Consider the following 25,376-nt stretch of genomic DNA (forward strand, 5'->3'; position numbering starts at 1 on the left):
CTCGCGATCACGCCGGTTCGACCTACAAGCGTCGCACGTGGACGTTCCTGATCGACATCGCGCTGGGCATCCTGGCCTGGGGCGTCCATCCTCGGCGCAAGTTCGGTGCCGACCAGCGGCGCGCTATGAAGCGAGCAGCTCGCGAACCCGCGGAATGACCTGGGTGCCGTAGAGCTCGATGCTCGTCATGAGCTGGTCGTGTGGCATCGGGCCATTGGCGTACTTGAGATCGAACCGGTTGAGGCCGAGGGTGCGAGCCGTTGTGGCGATGCGCTGCGCGACGGTCTCGGGTGACCCGGTGTAGAGCGAGCCGTGTTCGATCTCATTCACGTACTCGGCTTCGGTCACTGGGGGCCAGCCGCGCTCGGCACCGATGCGGTTACGGTTGACGCTGAAGTGCGGCCAGAGCTGTTCGCGGGCAAGCTCGTCGGTCTCGGCGATGTGGCCGGGGGAGTGCGCTCCGAGCGGCATCCGTGGCAGGCCGAGCTGGTCGGATGCGCGACCATAGAGCTCGACGTACGGCAGGAAGCGACCCGGGTCGCCGCCGATGATCGCGAGCATCATGGGGATGCCGGTGCGCACCGATCGCACGACCGACTCGGGAGATCCGCCGACGCCGATCCACGAGGTGAGACGGCCGGACTCGGTCTTGGGGTGAACGTCAGCGTCGACGAGCGGCGCCCGGTGGGAGCCCGACCAGGTGACCGGCTTCTCTTTGAGCAACTGCACGAAAAGGTCGAGTTTCTCGTTGAAGAGCACCTCGTAGTCGGCGAGGTCGAAGCCGAACAGAGGGAAGGATTCGGTAAATGAGCCGCGACCGAGGATGACTTCCGCGCGGCCGTTACTGACGGCATCCAGTGTCGAAAAACGCTCGAACACACGAATCGGGTCGTCACTCGAGAGCACGGTGACGGCGGTGCCGAGGCGGATGCGTTCGGTCTGGCCGGCGATTGCGGCGAGCACCATGTCAGGTGCTGAGATCGAGAAGTCGTCGCGGTGGTGCTCACCGATGCCAATGAAGTCGACGCCGACCGAGTCTGCGAGCACGGCCTGCGCGATGACGTTGCGGATCACCTGGGCGTCGCTCTCGGGGGTCCCGGTGCTGTCGACCGAGACGTCGCCAAAGGTATCGAGGCCGAGTTCGAGCTGCTGCTGTGCCATGGGGGTGTCCGTCCGGGTATCGCGTAGGTCGATGCGTACGCATCAATACGAGCCAACTGTCTTCGACTGAATCGTATTCCCCGCCTGGCCATGGCGGCCCAGCGGGTACGCGAACCTCACGGAGCGGAGTTGTGCGCATGCGGGAAGCGGCGCGTTTGTGGCGTGGAGCTGAATTTTACGGTTCGACCTGCCGAGGAATCTGGGGAAGCGTTGCAATGCGGGCTTGGATCTCCTCATCCAGCAGTGCACGCCGACGAGCGCTCGTCTTCTCGCGTCGCTCGCGAGTCAGCTCGTCCTTGGCCCGGCGAAGCGCACAGTCGAGGTCTATTTCGACGCAGCCCGTGTCTTCCCCGCGGAGTTCTGTCGTGATGAGGCGCCAGGCGAGCTTCTCGACGCACTGTAATTGCACGCGTCGCAACAGCGGATCGGGATCGAGATAAGGCGGTTCGACGAAGGATTTGAGCCCGAAGAGCAGTGCCTCCGCTTGTACGGTGCGGACGACCGCGGCCTTCGGGTTGAACTCGCGTTCCGCTTCAACGAGAGCCAACTCGGGGGTGGTGAGGAAGGTTGTGGCTTCCGTCTCGAGATAGCGCCGGAGAAGCTTGTCAACCTGCTCGATGCGCTTCTGACGTATCCCAGTGCTGGCGTCATGTTCTTTGCCGAAGAAGGACACCAGGACCTCTTCGATGAGTGCGGCTTGTTTCTTCATGGCCACAGTGTGAGCCCGGCCACCGACACGCGCCGCCGCAGCCCGGACTGGGGACTACGCAGGCGCCAACGACTCGGCAACGATGGGGCAGGCGTTTCGATCGAAGGCAGGCTTCATCGGCGAAGCAAACAAGGAGTAACCATGTCGGTGCCCAGCCCGGGAAAGCACAACAACCCATCGGAACCGATCTCGCGCCAGCGGAAGATCCTCATTGGGGTCGTGATCGGAGCTCTCGTACTCCTCATCGTCGCCGTAAGTGGAGCGCTTTCCCAGTTCGTTATTTTCGCGGGCGTGATCGCGACCGGTGTCGGGGCATATGCGGCAACGGTTGGATCGGCCAAGTTTTTCCGTGTTCGCTCGCGCAAGATCGGTGCGCTTGTGCTCGCCGGTGGCCTGTTTGCCGCAACAATTGGTGGTGCGGCGAACGCTGCGACAGTGGATCCTAACGAAAGCGTCGCGGGCATTTCCGAGGCGAGCGAGAAAACGCAAACGAAGCCGCGTCCCCCGAGGACCTCGACTCCAACTCCGACCCCTGTCGTGACTCAGACCGAGATCCGCGAGCCGGTCGCCATCCCCTTCGAAAGCACGTCCGTTAACGATGCGTCGATCGCCATCGGGACGTCTGTCGTCACCACTGCCGGGGCTAACGGCGAGAAGGTCATCATCTCGCGGGTAACGACGACAGACGGAGTCGAGACCGCCCGAGAGGTGCTGCGTGAAGAAACTACGGTCCAGCCGGTCACCCAGGTGACATCCGTCGGCACCAAACAACCCGTCGTTGTAGCGCCTCCCGCACCTGCACCACCCGCAGCAGGCGGCGGATGCCACCCGAGCTATAGCGGAGCGTGTGTCCCGTTCGCGAGTGACGTCGACTGCGAAGGCGGAAGCGGGAACGGCCCTGAATACGTGCGCGGGCCGCTCACGGTGGTCGGGCCGGATGTGTACGACCTTGAACGGGACAGCGACGGAATAGCCTGCGACAAGTAGCAGTTCCTCCCGGGTCCGGTCGAGAGAACCACCCACACACGAATGCCGATCCACCGAAAAAGGTTCTCTGAGTGCGCTTTCGCACCTCTCAGAGAGCCTCTTTGGGTAGGTCGAGCGCGGTCAGGCGCGTTCCACGGGCAGCCACAACTCCGAGGTGGCCGTGCTGAAATCAGCGGCGCGATCGAGGATGGCCACAATCGACGGCCCGGGCCTCAAGCGCCACGGGTTCGACGGGAACCAGTCGGCGGCAGTCGCAGCCCACGTGGACTGCAGAGCCTCCGGATAGGGTCCGGCCGTGCGGAACACGGCCCAGGTGCCGGCTGGGATCTCGATCACGTCGAGGTCCTCGGGCACAGCCGTCTCCGCCTCGATCGCGACGCCGTGCAGATACGTGAGCTCGCTTCCTTCTGTGTAGTCCGGGTCCACGTCGGCGCTCACTTGAAGCAGCCCAGCCGGCTCGGTATCGCTCAGCGCTTTGAGGCGGCCGTGCTCGGTCTCGGGCAGCGAGGCGATGTGCGCCTGGATGTGTGGGTTGACTCCCTGGTAGATGAGCGCCACGCGAACTGAGTGACCGACGAGCCGGAATGCGGGCCGGTCTGCGATGCGAGTGTCCATGGTTGTGTTCCCTTCTATGGTCAGGCGGAACCTGATCTGCGGTTGAGTGCGAAGGGGGCCACCGTTCTGACGGGCATCGCCGGAGCTGGTGCCATGCACCGCTCGGAACGCGCGGTTGAACGCTTCCGTTGATCCATAGCCAAAACGCACAGCGGTTCCCAACAGGTCGAGACCCTCGAGAACTTCGGCCGCGGCGACCGTCATGCGCCGCCGTCGGATGTACTCGGACAACGGCATGCCAGCCAGCGACGAGAACATCCGGCGCGCGTAGTACTCCGTCGTGCCGAGCGCACTGGCCAGGGCGGCGATGTCGATCTCCTCGGTGAGGTGCTCCTCGACGAAATCGACGATGCGGTTGAGAACTGCGATCACGGCTTCCCCTTTCCTTCTCAAGCCTGCTCACCGAAGTACGTTCGTAGCCCACTATTGCGGTTCGATGTGGTCGCGCCAGGTCCCGCGGGGTCGCGGACGGTCGATAACGCGCAAAATGTTCGACCGGTTGCGACCGGGCGGGCGACAGGCACGCAAAACGCACTCCCTTGAGCCCGGAATGTCAAGTGTTTCTCGCAACTCCGGCAAGGGGTTGACCGCGGTGACGCGCGGGCGGAGGGTGTGGGCATGGCTCCCCGCACGATTGCCGCTCCACTCGCAGCGGCTCACCTCAACGTCACCGACTCGCCCGGTCGCACTGAACGCATCGTGAACGCTGACTACGAGTTTCAGCACGACCGGTTGGACGCCGAGTACGTCCTGCCGTTGAAGTGGGAGACCTACTGCGCCGGCGACGTGTTCGAGTTGACCGACTACCTGATCGACCTCGCCGAATGCCTCGACGTGACGGTCGTCGACGGATCGACGGAGCCGGTCTTCGCAGCGCACCACGCACTCTGGGGAGGTCTCGTTCGCCATGTAGCGCCCGACGGTCCGAGCACGCGCAACGGGAAAGTCGCCAGCGTGCTCACCGGCATCCGTCTCTCTCGCCATGAAAAGGTGATCCTGGCCGACGATGACGTCCGTTATGACAGGCGCGGTCTCGAGCGGATGGTGGAGGAACTGCACTACGCCGACGTTGTTCGCCCGCAGAACTACTTCACGGCGCTGCCGTGGCACGCGCGTTGGGATACCGCACGCAGCCTGCTCAATCGCGCCGTGGCATCCGACTATCCGGGCACGCTCGGCGTCAACCGCGACCTTGTGCTCGCGCTCGGCGGGTATGACGGCAACGTTCTGTTCGAGAATCTCGAGCTCATCCGCACGGTTCGGGCTGGTGGTGGCAGAGAACGTCGGGTCGACGACCTTTTCGTGGGGAGGATCCCGCCGAAAACCGAGCAATTCGCTGGGCAGCGCGTGCGGCAGGCCTACGACAGTTTCGCGCAACCGGCCCGGCTCACCCTCGAACTCGCCCTTCTTCCCCTGCTTGGTGCGAGTATCCTTCACCCGGTGCGCCTCATCGGCTTCGCCACCGCCGTGCTGGCGCTCGCCGAAGTCGGTCGGCAACGCAGTGGCGGCACCCGGGTGTTCCCGGTCACCAGTGCGCTGTGGGCACCGGTCTGGGTGTTGGAACGTGCGGTATGCGTCTGGCTTGCGGTCGGTGAACGGATGCGTGGAGGCGTGAAATACGGAAGCTCTCGTCTACGGAGAGCGGCTCATTCAAAGGCTGCCCTGCAGGAGAGGCTTGAGCGCCGGGGCCCTGGTCATGCCTCGGATGCGACAGCACTCCGACGGGCTCGTCGATACGCGGTTGGGCTTTGGCCGTAGGTGCGTGAGAACGCCGTGCTGAACGTGAACGCGCTGCTGTATCCGACCTCGGCGGCTACGGTCGCCGTTGTCACGTCCGAGCTCGCGAGCCGATCGGCGGCAAGCGCGAGTCGCCAGTTGCTCAAGTAACTCATCGGCGGCTGCCCAACGGTGGCGCTGAAGCGCGCCGCGAGTTTCGCGCGCGACACGTGCACACGGTCGGCGAGCGACGCTACAGTCCATCCCGCAGCCGGGTCTTCGTGCATCAACGTGAGGGCTGACGCGACGACCGGGTCACCCGCGCCATTCACCCAGCTCGGCGTCACACCGTCCGGTCGTCGCGCGAACGCCCGGACCACATGCAGCAGCAGCAGGTCTAGCAGGCGATCGAGGGCACTGCCCTGGCCCAGGTCGGACGACGAAAGTTCCCGTTCCAGGAGCGCAACGAGCGTGGCATCCGTTTCGTCTTCGTCAAAAATCGCGACGTGAGGCAGAGCGGATGTCACGAGCTGGCCAACGGCGGCATCACTCGGGTAGGTGCCGATGAGGAGCACGGTGTCACCGGTGGGATCATTGCCCCACGTGCGAACGCCGTGACGCAGCGTGGTCTCGAGGGAGTCGCCGTCGGGGGTGCGGCAGGTCTGGTCGATACCGATGATCACCGTGGGTTCGGTGTCGGGGGCATCGCTGATCCGGTAGGGCTCGGGGCCGCGGACCGTCGCCGACTGACCCGGGCTCAACGATTGAGCAGGGCCGCTGCTCGGAATAAGCCACGACGAGCCACGCACCGGAACGATGAGAGTCAGCGCCGCTTCATCGCGCACGTCGATGGCGAACGGCGGCGACATCACCACCCGGAGCGAGAACGCGTCACGAGCGCGAGGTTCAGTGAAGAACCGGGAGAGTGGATCCATGGCCATCAGTGTAGACGCTGGCGCATCGAAACGAGACGGATAACTATTCACCGTCCAACGTAAGCCGGGCAGGATCGACCCATGAATATCTCATCGAACTTCTCACCCGTCCTCGTCACTGGCGGGACCGGGCGTACCGGGTCTCGAATCGCACGGCGTCTCACCGACCGCGGAGTGCCCGCTCGCATCGGCTCCCGCAGGGTCGACGTTCCGTTTGACTGGGATGACCCGACGACGTGGCCGGCGGCGCTCACCGGAGTGCGCGCGGCCTATCTCTGTTACAGCCCGGACCTGGCTTTTCCCGGAGTTCCCGAGATGATGGCCCGGTTCATCGACGCGGCCCGCGGTGCGGGAGTGGCCCGCCTGGTGCTGCTGTCCGGTCGCGGCGAAGAGGGCGCACGTGCGACGGAGGATCTTGTACGCGGCTCGGGTCTCGAGTGGACCGTGTTGCGCTGCTCGTGGTTCGCCCAGAACTTCAGCGAGCACTTCCTCGTCGGGCCTGTGCGCCGCGGGCGGCTGTTGCTCCCCGCCGACGGTTCGATCGCTGAGCCCTTTCTCGACATCGATGACCTCGCCGACGTGGCGGTCGACGCTCTCACCGGTGATCGTCACGTCAACCAGGTGCTCGAGCTCACCGGGCCAAGGCTTCTCACCTTGTCTGGTGTGGCGGCCGAGTTGGCAGCCGTCACCGGGCGCCCAATCGTGTTCCACCCGAGCACACCCGAGGAGTTCGCCGCCGATCTGGCGCTCGACGGAATCCCGGCAGAAGAGGCGCTGCCTCTCGCCGGGCTGTTCACGGAAATTCTCGACGGTCGCAATGCGTCGACGACACCGGACCTTCGTACAGCGCTTGGGCGTGAGCCCACGGACTTCGGGACCTCGGCTGCCCGTGCCGCCGCGACCGGGGTGTGGGACGTCGTGGTCGGGGCGACGCGATGACCGAGTGGGTGCCGGTGGTCGCCGGGGTCGGGTCTGCGGTTGCTGGTGGTTTCTATCTCGCGTTCTCGGGGGTGGTGGTGCCAGCGCTCCGGCGTCGACCGCCCGCAGAGTCGGCTACGACGATGGCGGCGATCAACGAGGAGGCCGAGCGCGCTCCATTCCTGCTTGTCTTTTTCGGCACCACGGTCGCTGCATTCGGAACGATCGTGATGTCCGTCGCGGATCCGGAGCCCGCCGCGCCGTTTCGCATTGTGGGCGCGTCGCTGTATCTCGTCGGCGTCGTATCCACAATCGCGGCGAACGTGCCCATCAACCGGCGGCTGGCTTCGGCGGGAGATCTCCGTGCCGAAGTCTGGTCGAGGTTCGCGCTCCGCTGGACCAGACTGAACCACCTCAGGATGCTGCTGTCGATCGCCGCAGCCCTTGTTTTGCTTGTGCCCCTCGCACGTCGTTGACCGAGGTGTCCTTCACACGGCGAATTCGCTAGACGCCGTACAGCATGATGTCGGTGACGCTCGTGGGGAAGATGATCGCCAGAGCGATTGTGACGATCGCCAGTGCGATTGTGATGTAGCCGAGGATCAACCCCGTCAGCGCAACTCCACGTCCCACCCGCACTCGTGCGGCAGTTCGAAGTCCAATGTGACCGCAGATGATGGCGACCACCGCTGGAATGAGTGCGAAGGGCAGCAGCAGGATCCCGACGATCGGTATCGGCATGAATATCCCGATCCCGATCGCGACGGTGCCGGCAATAACTGCGGTAATCGCAGCGCCGTTCGATGGCGGGCGTACGGTCGGCGAATAGCCGGGCTGGTACTGCATGTACGGGGCCTGCTGCGAGTTGCTCACCCACTCAGCATGGCAGAGGGGCAGAAATTTTCCGCCCGACCCGACAGCACTCCGCGGAGTCACGAAGGGCTGAAGCCTTCCTGGTCGGTCGAAGAAGGTCGACGAATATTGAAATCCTCGACCGAACGAGACCGAGCGAGGCGGGTTCAAAGCGAGCGGATGCCACGGACGTCACGTCCGGTAGGCCAGCGCGGGTGAGGGCGCGCACGTCATCGTGACGGACGACACCGAGGCGGTACTCGTGCGTTTCCGCGTGCTGGAGCAAAGCTACTGGCACCGACGCGACGGCAAGATTCGAACTTGCGAATGACGGGCTATGAGACCGTTCCCTTTGACCACTTGGGTACGCCGCGGTGGACGCGATGACGGGAATCGAACCCGTGTGAACGGTTTTGCAGACCGTCTCCGTACCTCGGGCACCGCGACTGAGAACGAGGCTACGAACCTCGACGCACTGATGCAATCAATGTGTCGCAGACTTACTCCGCATGTCGTCACACAACGATTAAGGTCGCTTGCGAGCAGAAGTGATGCGGACCCCGCGCCGCGGCTGGAACAGGGGCCGCACCGAATTGTGTCGGACTGAGACCTCGACGCGGGACAACTCCCCACTCCGCGTTCAGAACATTAAACGTCGGACCTATTGACGAGAGGCCGGAGGATTTCCTATGCTCGAAATGAGTCGGAGCCGATCGGGGGATCTCGCTAACGCGGACGTAACTGGCTCTTCATATCCGACTTTCTAGATCGTGCGCCTCCCTGTTGAGCGCGAGCGCCGCGATACTTCTCTTCATGCGCACTTCCGGCGAGCGGGCAAGTGCTGCTCCCACCGTTTGGCGGCTCCCCCGGGTGCCGCCCCCTCGCCCCGGGATGGCACATGCCCCACGACCGCTTTGCTCGCGAGCGAGCATGCAAGGCCGAACACGTCGCGCCGCTGCGCCGTGTCGGCTTTTCGTTCGCGGCGATGGCAGCGCTCGTAGCACTTACGCTCGGGCTGGTCGCGGCTCCCGAAGCCTCGGCGGCGGCTACTGGATTGTCTGACCTTTCCGGTGGTTCTGCGGCACCCGCCGAGGAAACGGCTTCATCGCCAGAGGCCGCGCCCTCGTCGGTGGCAGCGTCCGATGTGTCGGTCCTTGCCGCCGGGGTTCCCGAAGCTCCCGTGCAGCTGTGGCTCGAAGATTTCGAATCGAGCGCTGCGCCATCTCAGCTCGGCGCCTACGCGTCGAACCGATACACCGCGGCCGCCTTCTGGCTGAACTACGCGAACTGCAACGGCGTGATCCTGAACTACACGGTGGCTTTTCCGGCGACTGGCTACTGCGGCACCGCCACGGACGTCGTGTCGCGTAACCAGGTGCGGCGTATGGCCGATGTACTCGGCCAGTCCAGGCTCGGGGTTGTCGGCAGCACGAACAATGCATCACCAACCAACGGGTCGACGACGGGTGCTTCCGGATCGCAGGCGAACCGCGCCGTCGCCGCTATGACGATGGCTGGCGGCACGACAACGGCGAACCAAACGATGATCGAGTCCGTCTCGCCCGTCGGCCTTTCGGCCTCTGCGGATCGCTACTATGCCGCATCCATCGACGTTGCGGAGGATTCCTGCTCGGCCCGGCCGGCCGGCGCCAACAACAATTCGCGCATCGACGTCGCGTTGCTGGTCGGTCCGACCGTGCAGCCCCTTACGGTGGCGCCCATCATCGCGTGCAATATCACTGACGGCCGCTACACATCGCCGACGCTGACGGGCGGGTTCGGTAGCGAGACGTCGGTGCGGGCAGGTCGGTTCTTCACCGACACAGCCATGCGCCTGACCCCGACCGAAGCTGCTCAAGCGCGCATCCGCGTCAGCAACGAGATCTCCGCCTCCTCAGGCAACGACTTCGCCTTTGATAACCTGCGCATCGTCGATGCCACGCCGAGTCTCGACAAGGCGTTCGCAACCGGCCTGGGCACCACAGGTACGCCGACGACGCTGACATTCACCATCACAAACACGTCAGAGCTCGCCGCAAAGAACGACTGGGCCTTCACGGACAATCTGCCCCCTGGCCTCGTCGTTGCTCCAACGCCTTCGATTGGTGGCACGTGCGCAAACGTCACAGGCACCGCATTCGCGGTCCAGGCAAACCCCGGTGCCGCCTCGATCGCCGTGACGGGCGGCGATCTCGCAACCAACGCATCGAGTTGCACGATCAGCGTGAACGTTGTTGCGAACACTCCAGGCACGTACTCAAACGGCCCCGCCAACGTCTCCACGGTGCTGAACGCCCCCGAAACCGCGACGTTCGTTGCGGAGGCTCCGGCGCGCATCACAATCCAAAAGAACGTGACAGGTCGTGCTGCGGTGACCGACCAGTTCCGTCTCGCGCTGAGTCTGGGTGCCACCGAGGTCGCGAGCGTCACCACCGTCGGCACGAACACTGGCATCCAGGCCGCGCGAGTTGGACCAATCAATGTGACGCGCGGCAGCGTCTACACCGTCTCTGAGTCCATCATTTCCACGGGAACGCTGAACTCGTACACGACGAGTTACCAGTGTCTGCGCGGCACGACGACGATCGCCACAGGTACCTCGGTATCGGGACAGATCACCATTCCGAACGAGCCGGGCGCCGAGATCGTCTGCACCTTCACCAATACTCCGCAAGCAGCGACCCTTTACTGCGATGGCACCTACTACTACGCCGTCCGGGCGAACGGGTCGATCGCCCAGGCGAACGCCACAAGCGCGGCCGCGCCGACGCAGCTGGTCGGAGCGGTCACCGGGGCAACCGACATCAACGCATTCGGTGTGAATGGAGCGGGCACGAGCGCTGTCTCCCTGGACCGGACGGGAACCAACGCGGCAAGCGCCAGCGGCATTGTCAATTACACGATCGTCAATGGTGCGCTTCAAGGGACGCGCACGCCCTTCACTGGGACTCAGGGGTCGTTCCTCGACCGTACTGGCGCGACGGTTGATGGCACCATCATCGCCGGTGCCGTCGACCCTCTCAATGGCCGGTTCGTCGTTGGCAAGTCGGCCAACGGCTCCGTGCGCCTGTGGGAGTACACGCCAGGCGCGCTCAATAACGGCAGCCGCTTCCTCTACCTGGGCCAAGTGGCCACGGGAACGACTGTTGGAGAGAACGGCGACATCTCCTTCGACGCGCAGGGCAACCTGCACATTGTTCAGACCGCGGCGGACTCCAGCAACGTCGGCATGTTCAGCGTGACGCGTGAATCGCTTCTCGCAGCATCCGGGGGGACGATCCCAGCCAGTGTGAACGTCCGTAGGGCGCTGAGCGGCACCAACGCGGGCGAAGCCCTCACCGCCGTGAACGGTATGGCGTTTTCGCCGACAGGTAACGTCTACCTCAGCAACGGAACATCGGCATACCAGTTCGACCCGATGACCTGGGAGCGCGTGCCGAACAGCCCGCGTTCCACTATTGGCGCTGCGGCCCCCAACAACGTTACCGACCTCGCCGCGTGCGCGTCACCGTCGACGCTCTCCGTCGAAAAGATCGTGGTCGGGCGTCAGAGCATGCTCGATCAGTTTCGTATAGCTGTGTCAGCCGGGACGCCTCGTTCTGAGTCATCGGTGGCGACGACGAGTGGGACGGCGACGGGTGTGCAGAGCGCCCGCATAGGCCCGACACCGGTGCAGATCAACACATCGGTCACGATCTCCGAGACGATGGCGTTCGGCTCGCTGTCGCCGCTCTCGTCATACAACTCTGTATACGAGTGTTGGGCCGACGGGGTTCGCATTTACACCGGCACAGAGAAGTCGGCCACGATCACTATCCCGAACCGAGTGAGCGTCGGCGTCGCGTGCACGTTCTCCAACTCACCGTCGCCGTTCGCAACGGTGCGAGTCACGAAAATCATCGAGGACTGGAGTGGCGCCAATCGCACGCCAACGCCCGGCTGGACGATGAGCGCCGCCGCGACGGCCAACACCGGCAGCACAGTCAGCACCCTGCCTTCACGCAACCCAGTGCAGCAGACCGGGGCCGATGGGTCTGCCACCTGGCAGGTGCTCTTCGGCGCCGCATCCCAGCGAGGGCGTGTCACCGTGAGTGAGACAACCCAAACCGGCTTCCGCTACCAAAGCCTGGTGTGCACGGTGAACGGTGTTGCCGGCGCCACAACGGTCACGACCGTCGGAGACCAGGTCCGGGGCTCGCTCAACGTCGACATCGGGCCGGGCACCGTCGTGGACTGTGTCTACACCAACCGGCCGATCGCCACTTTGACTCTCGTCAAGAACATTTCGTTCGGCAGCGCCTCGCCGTCGGAATGGCAGCTCGCCGCGACGCGCAGCCTGCCCTCAGCTCTTCCGGGTCCCAGCGGTGCTGGCGGAACTGGGACCGTGAACGCGGTGCCCGTTTCGGCAAACATCCCCTACCGCCTGTCGGAGGCGGGCGGTCCCGCTACGTATCTGCAGGTGGGCAACTGGTCGTGCGTTACTGCGTCTGGAGCGGCCGTGCCCGTCACAGCTGCGGGAGATGTGAGCCTGACCCGAGGGACGGCTGTGACGTGCACAGTCACGAATGCGACAGCATCCCTCACCCTGCTGAAAAACGTGCAGAACCCGTCGACGGGATTCCAGCCGTCCACCTGGAACGTGACCGCGACGCCGGCGACCCTGACTGGCCTCAGCCCGACAACCGTGTCCGGTGCGGACTTTGTGACCACCGGTAACCCGTCCAGCACATTCAACGTTCGGCCGGGGCACTCCTACACCCTCAGCGAAGCACTCGCCCGGAGCGGTACGCGTTTGGCGTATCAGCAGTTGCGGCTCGAGTTGCGCCAACCGAACGGCAGCTGGACGCCCGTGTCATCGCAGACGATTACCGCCCCGGCTGCCGGCCAGAATGCGATCTACCGCTTCGTCAATGCGCCAGTTCAGCCCACCATCCTGCCCATGACGGGTGGCTCGAGCACCGATGCGTTCCTCATCGGCGGCTCGGCTGTACTCGCCCTGGCACTCGCCCTCGCCGTATGGCAGGGACGCCGCCGCGTGAGAAGGAGCATGACCTGACACGTTGACTTCCCTACTTTCGCGATCCCATTTCTGAATTCCACCTCGCTACATCACTTTCATCATTGACAGGAGTAACAATGCCCAGGTCCATTACTCAGCGGGTCACCGCTACGATCGGCGCCCTTGCCTTGGCCGCCGGCGTAGCGGTCATGACCAGCGCGCCGGCGCAGGCTGTGACCCTGCCCGGCAACATCGACACAGCCCAACCTCGCAGCCTCACGGTGCACAAGTTCGCGCTCGGCCCCAACAATGGTCAGATCGTCGGCACCGGCCAGGAGCTCCCATCCACCAGTGGCCTCGGCACGCCCCTCCCTGGCGCAGTCTTCACCGCGACGCAGGTCGCCGGTGTCGACTTCTCCACGCCCGAGGGCTGGGCGATTGCGAACAGCCTGAGCCCGCAGACGGCCTCGACGCGCCTGACCGGTGCGCCGTACACATCGACACCTTCCGCGGCCAATGGAACGGCGACCTTCCCGGCGGACCTGCCGCTTGGACTGTTCTACGTGCAGGAAACCGTTCTGCCCGCCGATGCGACCAACCCGACCGCGCCGTTTCTCGTTTCGCTTCCGCTGCCCACCGGACCGGTCGGCGCTCCAGCGAACCAGTGGATCTACGACGTTCACGTGTACCCGAAGAACGCTGTCACCGAGTTGACGAAGACGCGTACTCCGGCTCCCGCGAATTCAGCTGAAGCGCGCAACCCCGACCTCATCCGTTGGGCGATTGCCTCGAGCGTTCCCACGCTGGCAGCAGGCGACACCATCACCAATTTCTCGCTCACTGACTCCGTGCCGGGCGCGCTGGTATTCCCAACCACGCTCCCCGTCGGCGTTTCGCCATCGACCGTTGCCGTAACAAGCTCCGCAGGTGTCGCGCAGAACTTCGTCCTCGGTGTCGACTACACGATCACGAACACCGATGCCACCCCGACGGCCGAGGCGACGTCCACACTGGTCTTCACTCCAGCAGGTCTCAGCCGTCTCACCAACCTCCAGGGCGGCCTCGTAACGTTCAACGTGCTGACGCGCGCTGTGTCGATCCCATCCAACGGACTGATCATCAACAGCGCCACGGCGAGCATCAATGGCTCTGTCGAGACAGTGACGGGCTCCACCCCGATCGGGCAACTGACGGTCTTCGCCTACGAAAGCAACAACGGCGGCCCGCGTACCCCTCTGGCCAACGCGACGTACCAGGTTTACCTGAACCAGAACGACGCGAACAACCAGCAGAACCCCATCTCGATCAACGGCAGCACGAACTGGACGACCGGCGCGGCTGGCACCGTCCAGATTCCGATCATGACGCCCGGTAACTACTATGTGCGCGAGGTTACCCCGCCGAGCGGCTTCAACCTGCCTCAGAGCAACCCGGTGCAGGCCGTGGTCGTTCCTGGGCCCACGTCGACAGTTGCGCCGGTGCAGAACTACGTCGAGTTCAACCACACCCAGGTGTCGGCAGCGAATTTCCTGCTGCCCCTCACCGGTGGTGATGGAGGGCTGTGGTTCGGTATTGGGGGCGCCACCCTTTTGGTCACCGCACTCGGTGCCGCCATTATCGTGTCGCGTCGTCGTGCGGTCTCCGCACCCATCGCCGCGTAAGTCAACGTGAGGACAACGGAGGCAGGGAGTCCCACGGGACCCCTGCCTTCGTCGTCCCCGAAAAAGGGTAGACAGCCGCGGCTCTCGCGACGGAACGTCGGTCGCTCCGGGCGGTGGCGGCTGTCGGCGATCTCGCTCATCATCGCGCTGATAGCGGTACTGGGCGCGGGGTTACTTCTCTTCCCCACGGTGGTGTCGTGGTTTAGCCAGTATGAGCAGTCACAGCGCATCGACGGTCTGACCGACGATGTTGCCGACCTCAGCGCTTCGACCCTGCAAAGGAAACTCGACCAGGCTCGCGACTACAACGCGAGGATCGCCGGCGGAGGCGCGAACATCCTCGCGAACGAGCGCCTGCCGCTTGCCGACCAGCCGGAGCAGGACGGTGACTACGAATCGATTCTCAGCGTCGACGAGGCGGGCCTGATGGGCCGCCTCAAGATCCCGTCCATTCAGTTGGACCTGCCGATTTCCCACGGAACGAGCAGCACCGTCCTTGAGCACGGAGTCGGACACCTCGAAGGCACCGCCGTGCCAGTGGGCGGAGCGCACACACACTCGGTTCTCACGGCTCACCGCGGCCTTGCGACCTCCGAACTGTTCACCCACCTCGACCGCGTGCAACTGGATGACACCTTTGTCGTCGAGGTCCTGGGTGAGGTCCTCACGTATCGCGTGATCGATTCGCGTGTCGTCGAACCATCCGAGACCGAGAGCCTCTTCCCTGTGGAGGGTAAGGACCTCATCACCCTAGTGACCTGCACGCCCCTCGGAGTGAACAGCCACCGCATTCTGGTGACGGGGGAACGTGTCATTCCCACACCGAGCGGCGACCTCGACGCCGCAGGGCAGCGCCCAGAGATCCCGACGTTCCCGTGGTGGGCGCTGATCGCCGCCGGCGTGCTGCTGACCGCAATCGTCTACGTGTGGCTGTCCGGACGACCGCCGCGAACCACGGTTTCGTCCCGTGGGAGTGCAGCAGAAGACTGAGGTCGGTGGCAGGCGTCTCGAAAAGCGGCGGCAACTGGCATCCGCTCGCTTCGCTCAAAACAACAAGCTTTTGCTCGGGAAGCTCAGTCGTCGATCACCGCTTTGCCCTGGCGCGAGAGCTCTGCAAGCCCATCGCGCATCTTCTGAATCTGCTCGGGTGTGTGCCCCACCCAGTCCGTGAGTTCGCCGACGACCTTCACCGGATCCTTTGTGCGGAAGGACCGTGTCGGATTGCCCGGAAACCTCTTATCGGTCACGTTGGGGTCGTCTTCGATATCCCCGGTCGGCTCGACGATGTAGACGCGCCCTGGGCCATCGCCCACGGCCAGCTCGGCGCCCCACGCTGCGGCATCGAGAGTGGCCGTCAGATAGACGTGGTTGGCGGTTCGCCCTCCGCCGTAGTTCGAGGTGCGGCCAGGCACGAGCAGATCGCCTTTCGCAAGCGCGGCCTTTGTTCCGTGGAGCAGCGCACCGGACTCGTGCACTTCGAACGGTGTCGGTTGGCTCATCGTTGATACCCCCATCTGGTGCGTTAGCCTAGCGCGCTGCGCCGTCGCTGGGCTGTAGCCGCATTTCCGGCTGACGCCACACCGAGGCAAGCTGCCCGAGAGCGTGCAACCATGGGTCGAAGGGCTTCGCGGTCCCCACCCGCGAGGCGTGCACGACGATCGAGGGAGCAGGAATGACCGCAACCATGAGGGCAGTCGAGTATCAGGGAGCCGGCGGACCCGAGGTCATTCGCGTCGTCGATCGCCCCCGACCTGAGCCATCGTCGGGCGAGGTGCTCATCCGTGTGGCCGCAGCCGGGCTCAACCGCGCCGATGTGCAGCAGCGCAGAGGTGTCTATCCGCCACCGCCCGGTGCGTCCGACATTCCGGGCCTCGAGGTCAGCGGAACGGTCACCGCGCTCGGCGACGGCGTTCACACATTCGAGGTGGGCGCTGAGGTGTGCGCCCTGCTCTCCGGTGGCGGGTACGCCGAGTACGTCACGGTTCCAGCCGGACAGATTCTGCCCGTTCCCACGCACACCACCCTCGTCGACGCCGCCGGCCTGCCGGAAGTCACCAGCACGGTCTGGTCCAATCTCTTCCTCACCGCTCGCGTGAGCGCAGGCGACTGGGTGCTCATCCACGGCGGCGCCGGCGGCATCGGCACCATGGCCACGCAACTCGTCTCCGCGTTCGGCGCCCACCCCGTTGTCACCGCTGGCAGCGCCGAGAAGCTCGACTACTGCCGCACCTTCGGAGCCGAGGCGGGCATCAATTACCGCGACGAAGACTTTGTTGAACGCATTCGTGACCTCTCCGGCGGACACGGCGCCGACGTGATCCTCGACGTGATCGGCGCGAAGTACCTCGACCGCAACGTTCGTGCCCTCGCTTTCGGCGGACGCCTCGTCGTCATCGGTCTTCAGGGTGGAGCGAAGGCCGAACTCGACCTCGGCCTCCTGATGTCCCGCCGCGCCAGCGTCGCCGGGACGACCCTTCGATCTCGGCCGGCCGACGAGAAAGCGGCAATCGTCGCGCAGGTCGCCGAACACGTCTGGCCTCTGATTGAATCGGGTGCCGTCCGAGCCGCCGTCGAGACGCGCTTCCCGCTCGAGAACGCCGCCGAAGCGCACGAGCACTTCGATTCCGGACGGCACACCGGCAAGATCCTTCTGACTATCTAACGAACGGATGCCACGTGGCTCGCGTCGATTCTAGGAAAGGAGTAGGCAATCCACCCCGGGTAGATCGCCGAACCGTGCATTCTTGTCGGTAGTGAGAATGGTGCGCTTGGTGGCGAGCGCGGTTGCGGCGATGATCAGGTCGTGGGCGCCACGCCGAGATCCGCTTCGATGGACATGTGCCAGCAGCCGGCCGTGCATCTCAGCAACGGCGAGGTCGTAAGGCTCGACCGGCAGCGTTTCGAGAACGCGAACCAGGAAGTCCGTTCGAGCGGCGCGGTGTCGCTCGCTCGCAAGCTCGATCCCGGTGCGCAGTTCCGCCACCGTGAGGGCAGCAATCACCAGGTCGTCCTCGGGATCGATGCTCGCCTGCAGCGAGTCGGCATCTCGTTCCGAACTGATGAGGACGCCCGTATCGACGATCAATCGTCTGGCCACGCCGGGCCTTCCAGGATGACCGCATCTCGAGCTTTCTCAACGTCACCCCGGAAGTCGGAGTCGACGCCCCCGGAGCCGAGCAGAGCAAGGAATTCGGTTCCGTTGCTCGACGCAGCGGGACCAAGCGCCGCGATACGTCGCCCGCCGCGTGTAATGACAACGGATTCTCCGTTCTCCGCGGCATCGAGAAGTGACGCGAAGGATCGGCTCGCTTCGGTCGCCGTGATGGTGCGCATGCAGATCAGATTATCTGATATTCCGTGTGAGCGCATCCGAGTGAAGGGCCACCACGAGCCGGGGTTTCAGCCTTTTCGTGCAACAAACTCGGTGAAACACCGTCGAGTTCCGGCCAGATCGCTCGTGCGACCACCGCAGGGCCGCGCGAGCGGCCTACGCTGAGAACGTGTCAGCACCTTTGCCAGCCGCCATCCGACCGACCGCACTGAGCCCGCTCGTTCTCGTCGCCATCGCGGTGACGCTGCTGGCCTGGGCCAGCGCGTTCATCGTCATCCGCGACGTCGGCTCAGACTTCACGGCTGGCGCACTGTCCTTGCTGCGGCTGCTCGTCGGCACAGTCCTGCTGGCGCTGCTTCTGATCGGCCGCCGCTGGGTTCGCCCGACGAAGCGGGAATGGCTGCTCATCCTCGGCTTTGGCATCACCTGGTTTGGCGCATACAACTTCGCGCTCAACACCGCCGAGCAATCGCTCGACGCCGGCACAACGGCCATGATCGTCAACCTCGCACCGATCCTCGTCGCGCTCGGTGCCGGTCTCTTCCTCCGCGAGGGGCTGCCGAAGTGGCTGGCCATCGGGGCCGGAGTCGCGTTCATCGGCGTCGTACTGATCGGTGTCGGGGCAGGCGGGCACGACGGAGGCGTCGACGGCATCGCCGTGCTCTGGGCGCTCCTCGCCGCGGTCACATACGCGGCAGGTGTGCTGTTTCAAAAGCCCGCACTGAAACGACTCCCCGCCGCACAGGTGACCTGGCTCGGCTGCGTCATCGGCACGATCGCCTGCCTGCCGTTCACCGGCCAGCTGATCGCCGACATCCAGCAGGCACCGGCCAGTTCGATCCTCGGTGTCGTCTACCTCGGCGCCGTGCCGACAGCCATCGCGTTCAGCACCTGGGCATACGCCCTGTCACGCGTTCCGGCCGGCCAGCTCACCATTTCGACCTACATTGTGCCGCCGCTCGCCATCCTCCTCGGCGCGCTCTTCCTCGGCGAAGTTCCCGTCCCGCTCGCGATCGTCGGAGGCATCCTCTGCCTCGTCGGGGTCGCGCTCACCCGCCGCCGTGGGCGCCCGATCAATCCGGCCCAGTCGCGTTAGAAACGTGAGGCTCCGTGGCATCCGTTCTCGAAAAATCTAAAGTCGAGCGGATGCCACGGGGCACGAAAGCGGTTCCGTGCGGTTACGCCCCAAGTGCGATGGCGACGACCGTTTCAAGGGCTGGGGCACTTTCGACGGTCATTCCCAGGGTGAAAAGCGCGCCGAACGTGAACACGAAAATCATGACGAATGACACGAGCATCGAGACCGCGGAGAGTGCGAGGCCCCAGATGGGCTGCGCCCGCGGTCGACCCGCCTGCGCCCACGCGATGCCGCCGAGGACAACGCCGACGGGGCCGAGTGCAAAGGAGAGCACGTTCACGATCGGGATGAACGCGGCGACCATCGAGGCGATGCCGATGATGAAGGCGGCACGTCCCAACCCCTGGCCGCGTTCGGGCGGCGTCGGGCCGCCCGCGGTGTAGCCGTGCTGAGGCTGCTGTCGGGGATCGTACTCGGCGACGCCGGAGGGCTGTGGCGCCGAATACGGTGATTGAGGGCCTTGCGCTGTGGGGTCGGCGGGTCCGTATGGGCTCGGCGGCAGGTTAGTCATGGAACCGAGTCTGCCGTATTCGGTGGCGCGGTGCGGGGACGTAAGCTCCGTGGCATCCGTCTCTCGAAAACGGATGCCACGGCGCACGTCCCGCGCGCACGCCCCGGTGAGTCGGTCGGTCGCGAAAAACTACCGCTGCATGAGTGCGTCGAGGCCAACAGCCATCGACGCCGCCAGACGGAAGTCGATCCGCTGGTCTGGCACACTCACGGTGTACCGGTCGCGCAGGCTGAACTGGCGTTCGCTCGTCAGCACCGGAGTGCCCGTGGCACGGTCGGTGAAGTCGAAGTGCAGCGGGAGCGGGAGATCGATGAACCGGCGCACGAGGGCGAGGGCCGCGTTGCGTTCCTGCCCGTATGCCTCGAACCCGGGGCCGCGCAAGTGGAACGACGAGCGCAGCAGGCTGTTCGCGAAGTCCTTCTGGAAGGAGCCGAGCAGGGTGCCGTCGGCGGAGGTGACGTCGTACGACGCGGCCAGGTCGATGGCCTGCCGGGCCCGGAAACCGAACAGCGGAACGCTTCTCGAGTCGTCGGAGAAGAAGGTGACCTGCTCGCGCATGGCCATCCGCTTCTGCTGGGCGACGGCGAAGAGCCGCCCCTCGGATCCGTCAGGGTTCACCTCGACGATCTCGTAGCGGTTCACCATCATGGTGATGCGCTGCTTGACGAAGAACTGGGGCACGTACTGGAGTTGAAGCGTTGGCTCGATCATCGGTGTCCTCTGAGGGGGATGGGCAGGCGCGTGCGGCGACGGGGGCGCCGAAACGTGCAGACGCTGAAGATTCTATCGACGCTGCCTCAAAGCGCCGGTAGCGGACCCGTTTCCGTGGAAGTGCACCGAGCTACGACTGTGGCCCAAAGTGGCTAGTCAGCATTCAAAGGAGGAAGCCAATCTGCCTGCAAACGCATCCTCATGGCATGTGCTTCCTCCGGCGTACTGCACTCCAGCCACCTAACTTCGCAACTGGCGATCCAGTCGTTGACCCAGTTGAACTGGACGCCCGACAAGACGGGTGGGCGCGATCGAGCTTCGTTGCGCCCCATCCTCAATAACCTCGCGGCGACGGCGGTGCGAAATGTGCTGTTGCTGAGATCGCGGCCGGTCGCGAGATGAATACGGATTCGACCGCGCAGCCCCTTCTTGCCAAGCGCTTCGCCAAGAAAAACTACATCACCGTCGTGCGACCAGATATGTACCCCGGGGCCCGTTGGGACCTCCGAGATGTTCAGGGTTCCCACTTCAAAGGGCCGCTCCTCGAGGATGCGCGCCCAGTCATCGCTGCGAGACTCCGTCTCCTCAGACACACCGAGGGCGCGATCGATGGCATTGAGAATCCCCGTGAGGTCCTCCGCGTCCTCGGCGCCATACGTCTGCATGTCGGCGAGGGAGTATTCGTTATGCAGAGCTGGGTTCCTTCCCTCGACCGGCTGCAGCCCGCAGGGGGTTCGGCTTGTCCCTTAGGCGACGACGGTAGTGCTCGAAGAGGCTGCACCCGCGATGATCCACAGAGCGGTAGTCCCGACGGCCAGCGCGATCACCACGTAGCCGAGCACCAGTCCGGCGATCGACCCTCCGCGCCCAACGCCACTTCGAGCCGCGTTCCGCAGACCAACGTGGCCGAAGACGACAGCGAGAATCGCGGGCAAAAAGGCGACAAACATCATGAACAATCCGAGCACCGGGATCGGAATCCAGATCCCGAATACCATCGCGACAATACCCAGAACAAGCGCGGTGACGGCCATCCCGTTCGACGGCTGCTTGATGACGGACTGGTAGATGACCTGCTGCTGTCCGTACGGGTACTGATAACTCACACGTTCCAGCCTGTCAGTGCGAGTGGTCCGGCGGCAGCACCAGTTGGGGTGGCAGAGCGCCCCAGCGGCCAGGACCTAGACAGGCTTCAGCCTGCGGACGTCCCCGGATACGACGTAGGGGAGCTCTCCCCAGGTTCCGCTGGAAGAGATGCGAGCGAGCGGATGTCACGCCACGCGTCGGGTGCGGACCGGATTACTCAGCGAAATTCAGCGTTTCAGGGCATCGATGGCGACAGCGGTTGCCTCGGCGATCAAGTCGTCGTCGTACTCGGCGTCGGGTTCCGCGCGACTGGACAGAACGGCGAGCACGATCGGATCACCCTCCGTGGGCCAGATCACGGCAATGTCGTTTCGGGTGCCGTATCCCGCTGACCCGGTCTTGTCGCCGACCGTCCATTCCGTGGGCACGCCCGCACGGATGAGATTGTCGCCGGTGGTGTTGCCCACGAGCCATTCGGTCAGGGTCTCTCGATCAGCGAGTTCTAGTGCATCTCCGAGAATGAGTGCCTCGAGGCCCACAGCAAAGGCTTCAGGTGTGGTCGTGTCGCGCGGGTCGCCGGGCGTGGTTTCGTTCAACTCCGGCTCGGTGCGGTCCACCTGGGTGACGTCGTCGCCCATTGCTTTGAGCGCTGTGGCGAGTCCAGTCGGCCCGCCGATTCGCTCGAAGATGAGGTTCGCTGCCGTGTTGTCGCTGTATCGAACGGCGGCGTCGCCCAGTTCGCGGAGTGTCATCCCGGTGTCGACGTGTTGTTCGGTGATGGGTGCGTAGTCGAGCAGGTCCGACTCGTCATAGCGCACGAGGCTGTCGAGCTCGCTATCGGTGGTCTGATCGAGCAGCACGGCCGACGCGAACACCTTGATGGTGGAGGCATAGGCGAATCGCTCGTCGCTCCGATACTCCAGGGCCAGGCCGGTTCCGGTGTCGAGCGCGTACACGCCGAGGCGGGCGTCGAACTTCGCCTCGAGCTCTCCGAATTGCGCGTCTGCTGCGGGCGCTATGGGTGTAGGTTCCGCGGTCGCGGGAGGAACCTGCGTGGCAGTGGAGTTCGCGGGACCGGCCGCGCATCCGGTGAGTGCGCCCATGGCGAGGATGAATGAGAGAGAGGCAAGTCGGGCAGAGTGCGGCATGGTGTTTCCAGCCTGTCATGAACGACGGGCGGCGCTCTACCGCAACTGAACGTCGAACACGCTGACCGGAGCCGGGCCTTCGAAGAGGGCGGGCCCGTCCACGACCTGGCGTGCGTGAGCGGAGATCGCCGTGAGCTTGTGCTGGCCGAGATAGTGCGCGAACGCAAGCGCGTGAAGGTAACCGGCTGCGGCCTCGTCGGCGGGAGTCGGGTCGCCGGAAGCCACACTGGCAAACGTCACCTCGAGGCGGCGCGGCAGTGTTCCCGCGGCGACGGCGACGTTCTGTCCGGTGCTCGAGTGAATCTGCGACTCAAGATGGCGGCGTGCTGCCGGGTCAAGTACTTGTGAGGTTGGTCGTGTGATCACCATCGCTCGACCGCTGGTCTTGCCGTCGCCGGGTGTTGCCGTCCAGACGATGTTCGCAGAGTTTTCCTGCAGCTCAGCGAGCGCTTTCGCGAACGCGCGGTCGATCGTAGGAGTGTCGACCGCGAGCTCCTGCACCGCCTCAACCCGCTCGTTCATGTCGTCGGGGAATCCGATCTCGACAACCACGCCGACCCAATTCATCGCTGGCGTCTCGATGCTGTGCGCGACGAAGTTCGAGGGGTCGAAGTCGGCGACCCGCTCGGCAACATCAAGATAAAAGTCCTCGACGACCCGTTGCAGGGCGAGCGACTGCCGCCGCGCGTCAAAATCGAAGTCGGACGTCGACGGAAGCTCCGCGACCGGCACGCGAGCCCGTCGCAGCAGATCGAGAATGATCCCGTGCTGCCCCTGGGCGCGCTGGTAGTTGCGGTACCCGTTGATCGGATCCACCGCGACCGGCGCGAGGATTCCCCGCTCCGCATACAAGCGCAGCGCTTTCGGCGTCAGTCCGGTGATCGCCTCGAACTCTCCAGCGGTCAGTGCATCGTTCACGGGGCTCCTCAAATTTCTCGGTCTGCTTCCAGCATGAGGGTTGCCCTTGGGGCGAGGTCAAACGCGGGTTACCTCCCGGGCGCGGCTACCCGACCTCGAAGTAGAACGGCTCGGTTCCGGTGTTCGTGTTGTACGACAACGCCCAGGTCCCGCCGGCCGGGTCCTCATTCGGAACAGCGATCACAATGTTGCCCGTCGTGGTCTCGCCGACATTGATGGGAGCAAGCATCGCGAACTCCGGCTCAGGAGCAATCACATACTCATCATCGGCACTGAAGATGTGGCCATCCGACGAAAGGTATTCGAGGGTGATTTCGCTCGCGACCGTACTGTGCCCCTCCGACAACGACGTGACCGTGACGCGAGCCATCGCCCACTGCATTCCAGCGGGCGCTTCGACGTTGCGCGCGTTGCCGAGAACCTGGTCGTTTGCATCAATAACGGATGCCGTCACCGTCGCCTCGTAGGCCGGCTCACCTGTCGCGCCGGTGAGCTCAACGATCTCCCCGAGCGGCAGCGGGTCCGCAGCCGTTGGCAGCGTCGGTGGGGATGCCGCTTCGCTGGCCTGTGGCAGGTCGCGGGTCAATTCCGAGATGGCGCCGCCGACGAAGAACAGGCCAAAGGTGTAGGCGAGGACCGTGAAGAACGCGACGCTGATCGAGACGCCCGAGAGGATGGTGCCCCACAACGCCTGTCGTCGAGGCCGGTCGGTAAGGATGAGTCCGATGGTTCCGCAGATGAGGCCTGCGAAGCCGAGCACGAACGAGAAGAAGTTGACCACAGGGAGGAGTGAAAGGACCATCGAGACGATACCGATGATCAGCGCTGCGCGCCCCGGCCCGTTGCTGCGCTTTGGTGGCGTGGGGCCCACTGTGGCGTACCCATTCGGCCGTTGCTCCTGCGGGGAGTACTGAGCCGTGCTGGAGGCCGGCTGGCTTTGCGGCGCGGACTCCGCGGGGGCGGATGGGCTCGGCGGGAGGTTCGTCATACGTCGAGTCTGCCGCACTCCCCGGAAGTGACGGTGGGGGAGAGCTCCCCATGTCCGGTGAACCGTGGGCGACGCTAACCTAGAGCCCTCCCCTCGCTTTCGGACACCGACGTTGTCGAGCGGGTCCGCGCCACTCGACAGGACGAGAAATTGACAGCTAACCCCGAACGCGAACTCCGTGACCGCCAGACGACGGCGTGGCACGAGCAGGCGCTCGCCAGCGGGCAGAAGCGTTATCTGCGTCGTGCGTACAACGGAGAACTGGTCAGCTATCTCCCGGAAGAGTACGGCGTCGGTCGCAACGGGCTCGGACCGAAGATCCACACGGTGTGGGGGCACGCGGTCTTGGTGGTTTGCGAGATCATTGCCTTGGTGGCGGTCTTCTCTGCGTTCCAGTTTGGGGGCGGTGAGCTGAGCGGCGGAGTGTTGTTTGCCTTCGGTTTCTTTCTTCTGGTGACCGCCTATTCCGCGTGGAATCTGATCAAAGAAGCGAAGGCCACAATCTTGCGCCGCCAGCGCGGCCTGCCCACACCGGCGGAATAGCCCGCGGTTCCGAACGATTCGATAGGACAAGAAAATGGCAGTGGATCCGCAACGCGAACTGCGAGACGAGCAGGCTAAGGCGTGGCATGAGCAGGCTGTGGCGAGCGGGCAGAAGCGCTATCTGCGCCGTGCGTACAACGGAGAACTGGTCAGCTATCTCCCGGAAGAGTACGGCGTCGGTCGCACCGGGCTCGGACCGAAGATCCATACGGTGTGGGGGCACGCTGTTCTCGTCGCGGCAGAAATAGCCATTCTGGCCCTCTTCTTTTGGGCCTTGGGTGCCGGCGTGGGGGCCGGGCACACCGACGTTCCAGGTGGCTTGTGGGTCGTGTTCGGCTTGTGGGTACTGCTCATCGGCTATTCGACGTGGAACCTGGTCAAGGAAGCGAAGGCGACAAGCTTGCGCCGCCAGCGGGGCCTGCCCACCCCGGCCGAGTAGCGGCCACCGG

Annotated in this window: 26 protein-coding genes and 2 tRNA genes; 11 read left to right on the forward strand and 17 right to left on the reverse strand. The window is 64.6% G+C overall.

What is annotated here, in order from left to right:
- Positions 1-123 precede the first annotated feature (123 nt).
- Both D9V28_RS08190 and D9V28_RS08195 read right to left on the reverse strand, forming a co-directional pair.
- Positions 124-1,161: an LLM class flavin-dependent oxidoreductase gene (locus D9V28_RS08190; RefSeq protein ID WP_121659235.1), complete on the reverse strand. Its 1,038-nt coding sequence runs from the start codon at positions 1,159-1,161 to the stop codon at positions 124-126.
- Between the two features lie 175 nt (positions 1,162-1,336).
- Entirely contained in the window at positions 1,337-1,870 is a 534-nt protein-coding gene (locus D9V28_RS08195) for a hypothetical protein (protein WP_121659236.1), read from the reverse strand.
- 141 nt (positions 1,871-2,011) lie between these two features.
- Between D9V28_RS08195 and D9V28_RS08200 the strand changes: the two genes are divergently transcribed.
- On the forward strand, positions 2,012-2,857 hold the full coding sequence (locus tag D9V28_RS08200; RefSeq protein ID WP_121659237.1) for a G5 domain-containing protein: 846 nt from the start codon (positions 2,012-2,014) through the stop codon (positions 2,855-2,857).
- 120 nt (positions 2,858-2,977) lie between these two features.
- On the opposite strand, the gene D9V28_RS08205 is transcribed toward D9V28_RS08200, so the two are convergent.
- Entirely contained in the window at positions 2,978-3,844 is an 867-nt protein-coding gene (locus D9V28_RS08205) for an AraC family transcriptional regulator (protein WP_121659238.1), read from the reverse strand.
- A gap of 246 nt (positions 3,845-4,090) precedes the next feature.
- Between D9V28_RS08205 and D9V28_RS08210 the strand changes: the two genes are divergently transcribed.
- Positions 4,091-5,230 (forward strand): glycosyltransferase family 2 protein, encoded by a 1,140-nt coding sequence (locus tag D9V28_RS08210; RefSeq protein ID WP_121659239.1) that lies wholly within the window; start codon positions 4,091-4,093, stop codon positions 5,228-5,230.
- Here the strand turns inward: D9V28_RS08210 and D9V28_RS08215 are convergent.
- The gene (locus tag D9V28_RS08215) at positions 5,167-6,123 is read right to left on the reverse strand and encodes an AraC family transcriptional regulator (protein WP_121659697.1); all 957 of its coding nucleotides are present in this window, start codon (positions 6,121-6,123) and stop codon (positions 5,167-5,169) included. The two genes, D9V28_RS08210 and D9V28_RS08215, sit on opposite strands and share 64 nt — an antisense overlap.
- Before the next feature lie 81 nt (positions 6,124-6,204).
- On the opposite strand from D9V28_RS08215, the gene D9V28_RS08220 reads away from it, so the two are divergent.
- Positions 6,205-7,062: an NAD(P)H-binding protein gene (locus D9V28_RS08220; protein WP_121659240.1), complete on the forward strand. Its 858-nt coding sequence runs from the start codon at positions 6,205-6,207 to the stop codon at positions 7,060-7,062.
- Positions 7,059-7,517 (forward strand): anthrone oxygenase family protein, encoded by a 459-nt coding sequence (locus D9V28_RS08225; protein ID WP_121659241.1) that lies wholly within the window; start codon positions 7,059-7,061, stop codon positions 7,515-7,517. Before D9V28_RS08220 ends, D9V28_RS08225 begins: the two co-directional genes overlap by 4 nt.
- Before the next feature lie 28 nt (positions 7,518-7,545).
- Here the strand turns inward: D9V28_RS08225 and D9V28_RS08230 are convergent, their stop codons facing one another.
- The 3 genes from D9V28_RS08230 to D9V28_RS16090 all read right to left on the reverse strand — a co-directional run bounded on the left by D9V28_RS08230 (position 7,546) and on the right by D9V28_RS16090 (position 8,338).
- A complete protein-coding gene (locus D9V28_RS08230) occupies positions 7,546-7,914 on the reverse strand; it encodes a DUF4190 domain-containing protein (protein ID WP_121659242.1) in 369 nt (122 codons plus the stop codon).
- A gap of 279 nt (positions 7,915-8,193) precedes the next feature.
- A tRNA-Met gene (locus D9V28_RS08235) sits at positions 8,194-8,267 on the reverse strand.
- Between the two features lies 1 nt (position 8,268).
- Positions 8,269-8,338, reverse strand: a tRNA-Cys gene (locus D9V28_RS16090).
- A 453-nt stretch (positions 8,339-8,791) separates the two neighbouring features.
- Here D9V28_RS16090 and D9V28_RS08240 point away from each other — a divergent pair.
- The 3 genes from D9V28_RS08240 (at position 8,792) to D9V28_RS08250 (ending at position 15,543) form a co-directional block, all read left to right on the forward strand.
- Positions 8,792-12,949 carry a DUF7933 domain-containing protein gene (locus D9V28_RS08240; protein ID WP_121659243.1) on the forward strand — a complete coding sequence of 1,386 codons (4,158 nt, stop codon included), beginning with the start codon at positions 8,792-8,794 and terminating at the stop codon, positions 12,947-12,949.
- 80 nt (positions 12,950-13,029) lie between these two features.
- Positions 13,030-14,553 carry a SpaH/EbpB family LPXTG-anchored major pilin gene (locus D9V28_RS08245; RefSeq protein ID WP_121659244.1) on the forward strand — a complete coding sequence of 508 codons (1,524 nt, stop codon included), beginning with the start codon at positions 13,030-13,032 and terminating at the stop codon, positions 14,551-14,553.
- 150 nt (positions 14,554-14,703) lie between these two features.
- Positions 14,704-15,543, forward strand: coding sequence for a class C sortase (locus D9V28_RS08250; RefSeq protein ID WP_280524739.1), 840 nt, complete (start codon positions 14,704-14,706; stop codon positions 15,541-15,543).
- Positions 15,544-15,626: 83 nt separating this feature from the next.
- Here the strand turns inward: D9V28_RS08250 and arr are convergent, their stop codons facing one another.
- Positions 15,627-16,067 carry an NAD(+)--rifampin ADP-ribosyltransferase gene (gene arr, locus D9V28_RS08255; RefSeq protein WP_220700473.1) on the reverse strand — a complete coding sequence of 147 codons (441 nt, stop codon included), beginning with the start codon at positions 16,065-16,067 and terminating at the stop codon, positions 15,627-15,629.
- A 170-nt stretch (positions 16,068-16,237) separates the two neighbouring features.
- On the opposite strand from arr, the gene D9V28_RS08260 reads away from it, so the two are divergent.
- A complete protein-coding gene (locus tag D9V28_RS08260) occupies positions 16,238-17,215 on the forward strand; it encodes an NAD(P)H-quinone oxidoreductase (RefSeq protein WP_121659699.1) in 978 nt (325 codons plus the stop codon).
- A gap of 30 nt (positions 17,216-17,245) precedes the next feature.
- On the opposite strand, the gene D9V28_RS08265 is transcribed toward D9V28_RS08260, so the two are convergent.
- Both D9V28_RS08265 and D9V28_RS08270 read right to left on the reverse strand, forming a co-directional pair.
- A complete protein-coding gene (locus D9V28_RS08265) occupies positions 17,246-17,650 on the reverse strand; it encodes a PIN domain-containing protein (protein ID WP_121659246.1) in 405 nt (134 codons plus the stop codon).
- A complete protein-coding gene (locus D9V28_RS08270) occupies positions 17,635-17,886 on the reverse strand; it encodes a type II toxin-antitoxin system Phd/YefM family antitoxin (protein ID WP_121659247.1) in 252 nt (83 codons plus the stop codon). The genes D9V28_RS08265 and D9V28_RS08270 overlap by 16 nt, the downstream gene beginning before the upstream one ends.
- 167 nt (positions 17,887-18,053) lie before the next feature.
- On the opposite strand from D9V28_RS08270, the gene D9V28_RS08275 reads away from it, so the two are divergent.
- The gene (locus D9V28_RS08275) at positions 18,054-18,980 is read left to right on the forward strand and encodes a DMT family transporter (protein WP_121659248.1); all 927 of its coding nucleotides are present in this window, start codon (positions 18,054-18,056) and stop codon (positions 18,978-18,980) included.
- Positions 18,981-19,062: 82 nt separating this feature from the next.
- Here the strand turns inward: D9V28_RS08275 and D9V28_RS15940 are convergent, their stop codons facing one another.
- The 7 genes from D9V28_RS15940 to D9V28_RS08310 form a co-directional block, all read right to left on the reverse strand.
- Complete coding sequence (locus D9V28_RS15940) at positions 19,063-19,533, reverse strand: hypothetical protein (protein ID WP_147440945.1); 471 nt, start codon at positions 19,531-19,533, stop codon at positions 19,063-19,065.
- Positions 19,534-19,662: 129 nt separating this feature from the next.
- Positions 19,663-20,244: an LURP-one-related/scramblase family protein gene (locus D9V28_RS08285; RefSeq protein ID WP_121659250.1), complete on the reverse strand. Its 582-nt coding sequence runs from the start codon at positions 20,242-20,244 to the stop codon at positions 19,663-19,665.
- 152 nt (positions 20,245-20,396) lie between these two features.
- Positions 20,397-20,909 (reverse strand): hypothetical protein, encoded by a 513-nt coding sequence (locus D9V28_RS08290; protein ID WP_121659251.1) that lies wholly within the window; start codon positions 20,907-20,909, stop codon positions 20,397-20,399.
- A gap of 81 nt (positions 20,910-20,990) precedes the next feature.
- Entirely contained in the window at positions 20,991-21,350 is a 360-nt protein-coding gene (locus D9V28_RS16095; RefSeq protein WP_183086472.1) for a DUF4190 domain-containing protein, read from the reverse strand.
- A gap of 207 nt (positions 21,351-21,557) precedes the next feature.
- Positions 21,558-22,478 (reverse strand): class A beta-lactamase, encoded by a 921-nt coding sequence (bla, locus tag D9V28_RS08300; protein ID WP_121659252.1) that lies wholly within the window; start codon positions 22,476-22,478, stop codon positions 21,558-21,560.
- A 36-nt stretch (positions 22,479-22,514) separates the two neighbouring features.
- Complete coding sequence (locus tag D9V28_RS08305; RefSeq protein WP_121659253.1) at positions 22,515-23,396, reverse strand: MerR family DNA-binding transcriptional regulator; 882 nt, start codon at positions 23,394-23,396, stop codon at positions 22,515-22,517.
- An 85-nt stretch (positions 23,397-23,481) separates the two neighbouring features.
- The gene (locus D9V28_RS08310; protein ID WP_147440946.1) at positions 23,482-24,384 is read right to left on the reverse strand and encodes an MptD family putative ECF transporter S component; all 903 of its coding nucleotides are present in this window, start codon (positions 24,382-24,384) and stop codon (positions 23,482-23,484) included.
- A 150-nt stretch (positions 24,385-24,534) separates the two neighbouring features.
- On the opposite strand from D9V28_RS08310, the gene D9V28_RS08315 reads away from it, so the two are divergent.
- The gene (locus tag D9V28_RS08315; protein WP_121659255.1) at positions 24,535-24,927 is read left to right on the forward strand and encodes a hypothetical protein; all 393 of its coding nucleotides are present in this window, start codon (positions 24,535-24,537) and stop codon (positions 24,925-24,927) included.
- Between the two features lie 34 nt (positions 24,928-24,961).
- On the forward strand, positions 24,962-25,366 hold the full coding sequence (locus D9V28_RS08320) for a hypothetical protein (RefSeq protein ID WP_121659256.1): 405 nt from the start codon (positions 24,962-24,964) through the stop codon (positions 25,364-25,366).
- Positions 25,367-25,376 lie beyond the last annotated feature (10 nt).

The organism is Mycetocola zhadangensis (genome assembly GCF_003668565.1).
GTDB lineage: Bacteria > Actinomycetota > Actinomycetes > Actinomycetales > Microbacteriaceae > Mycetocola_A > Mycetocola_A zhadangensis.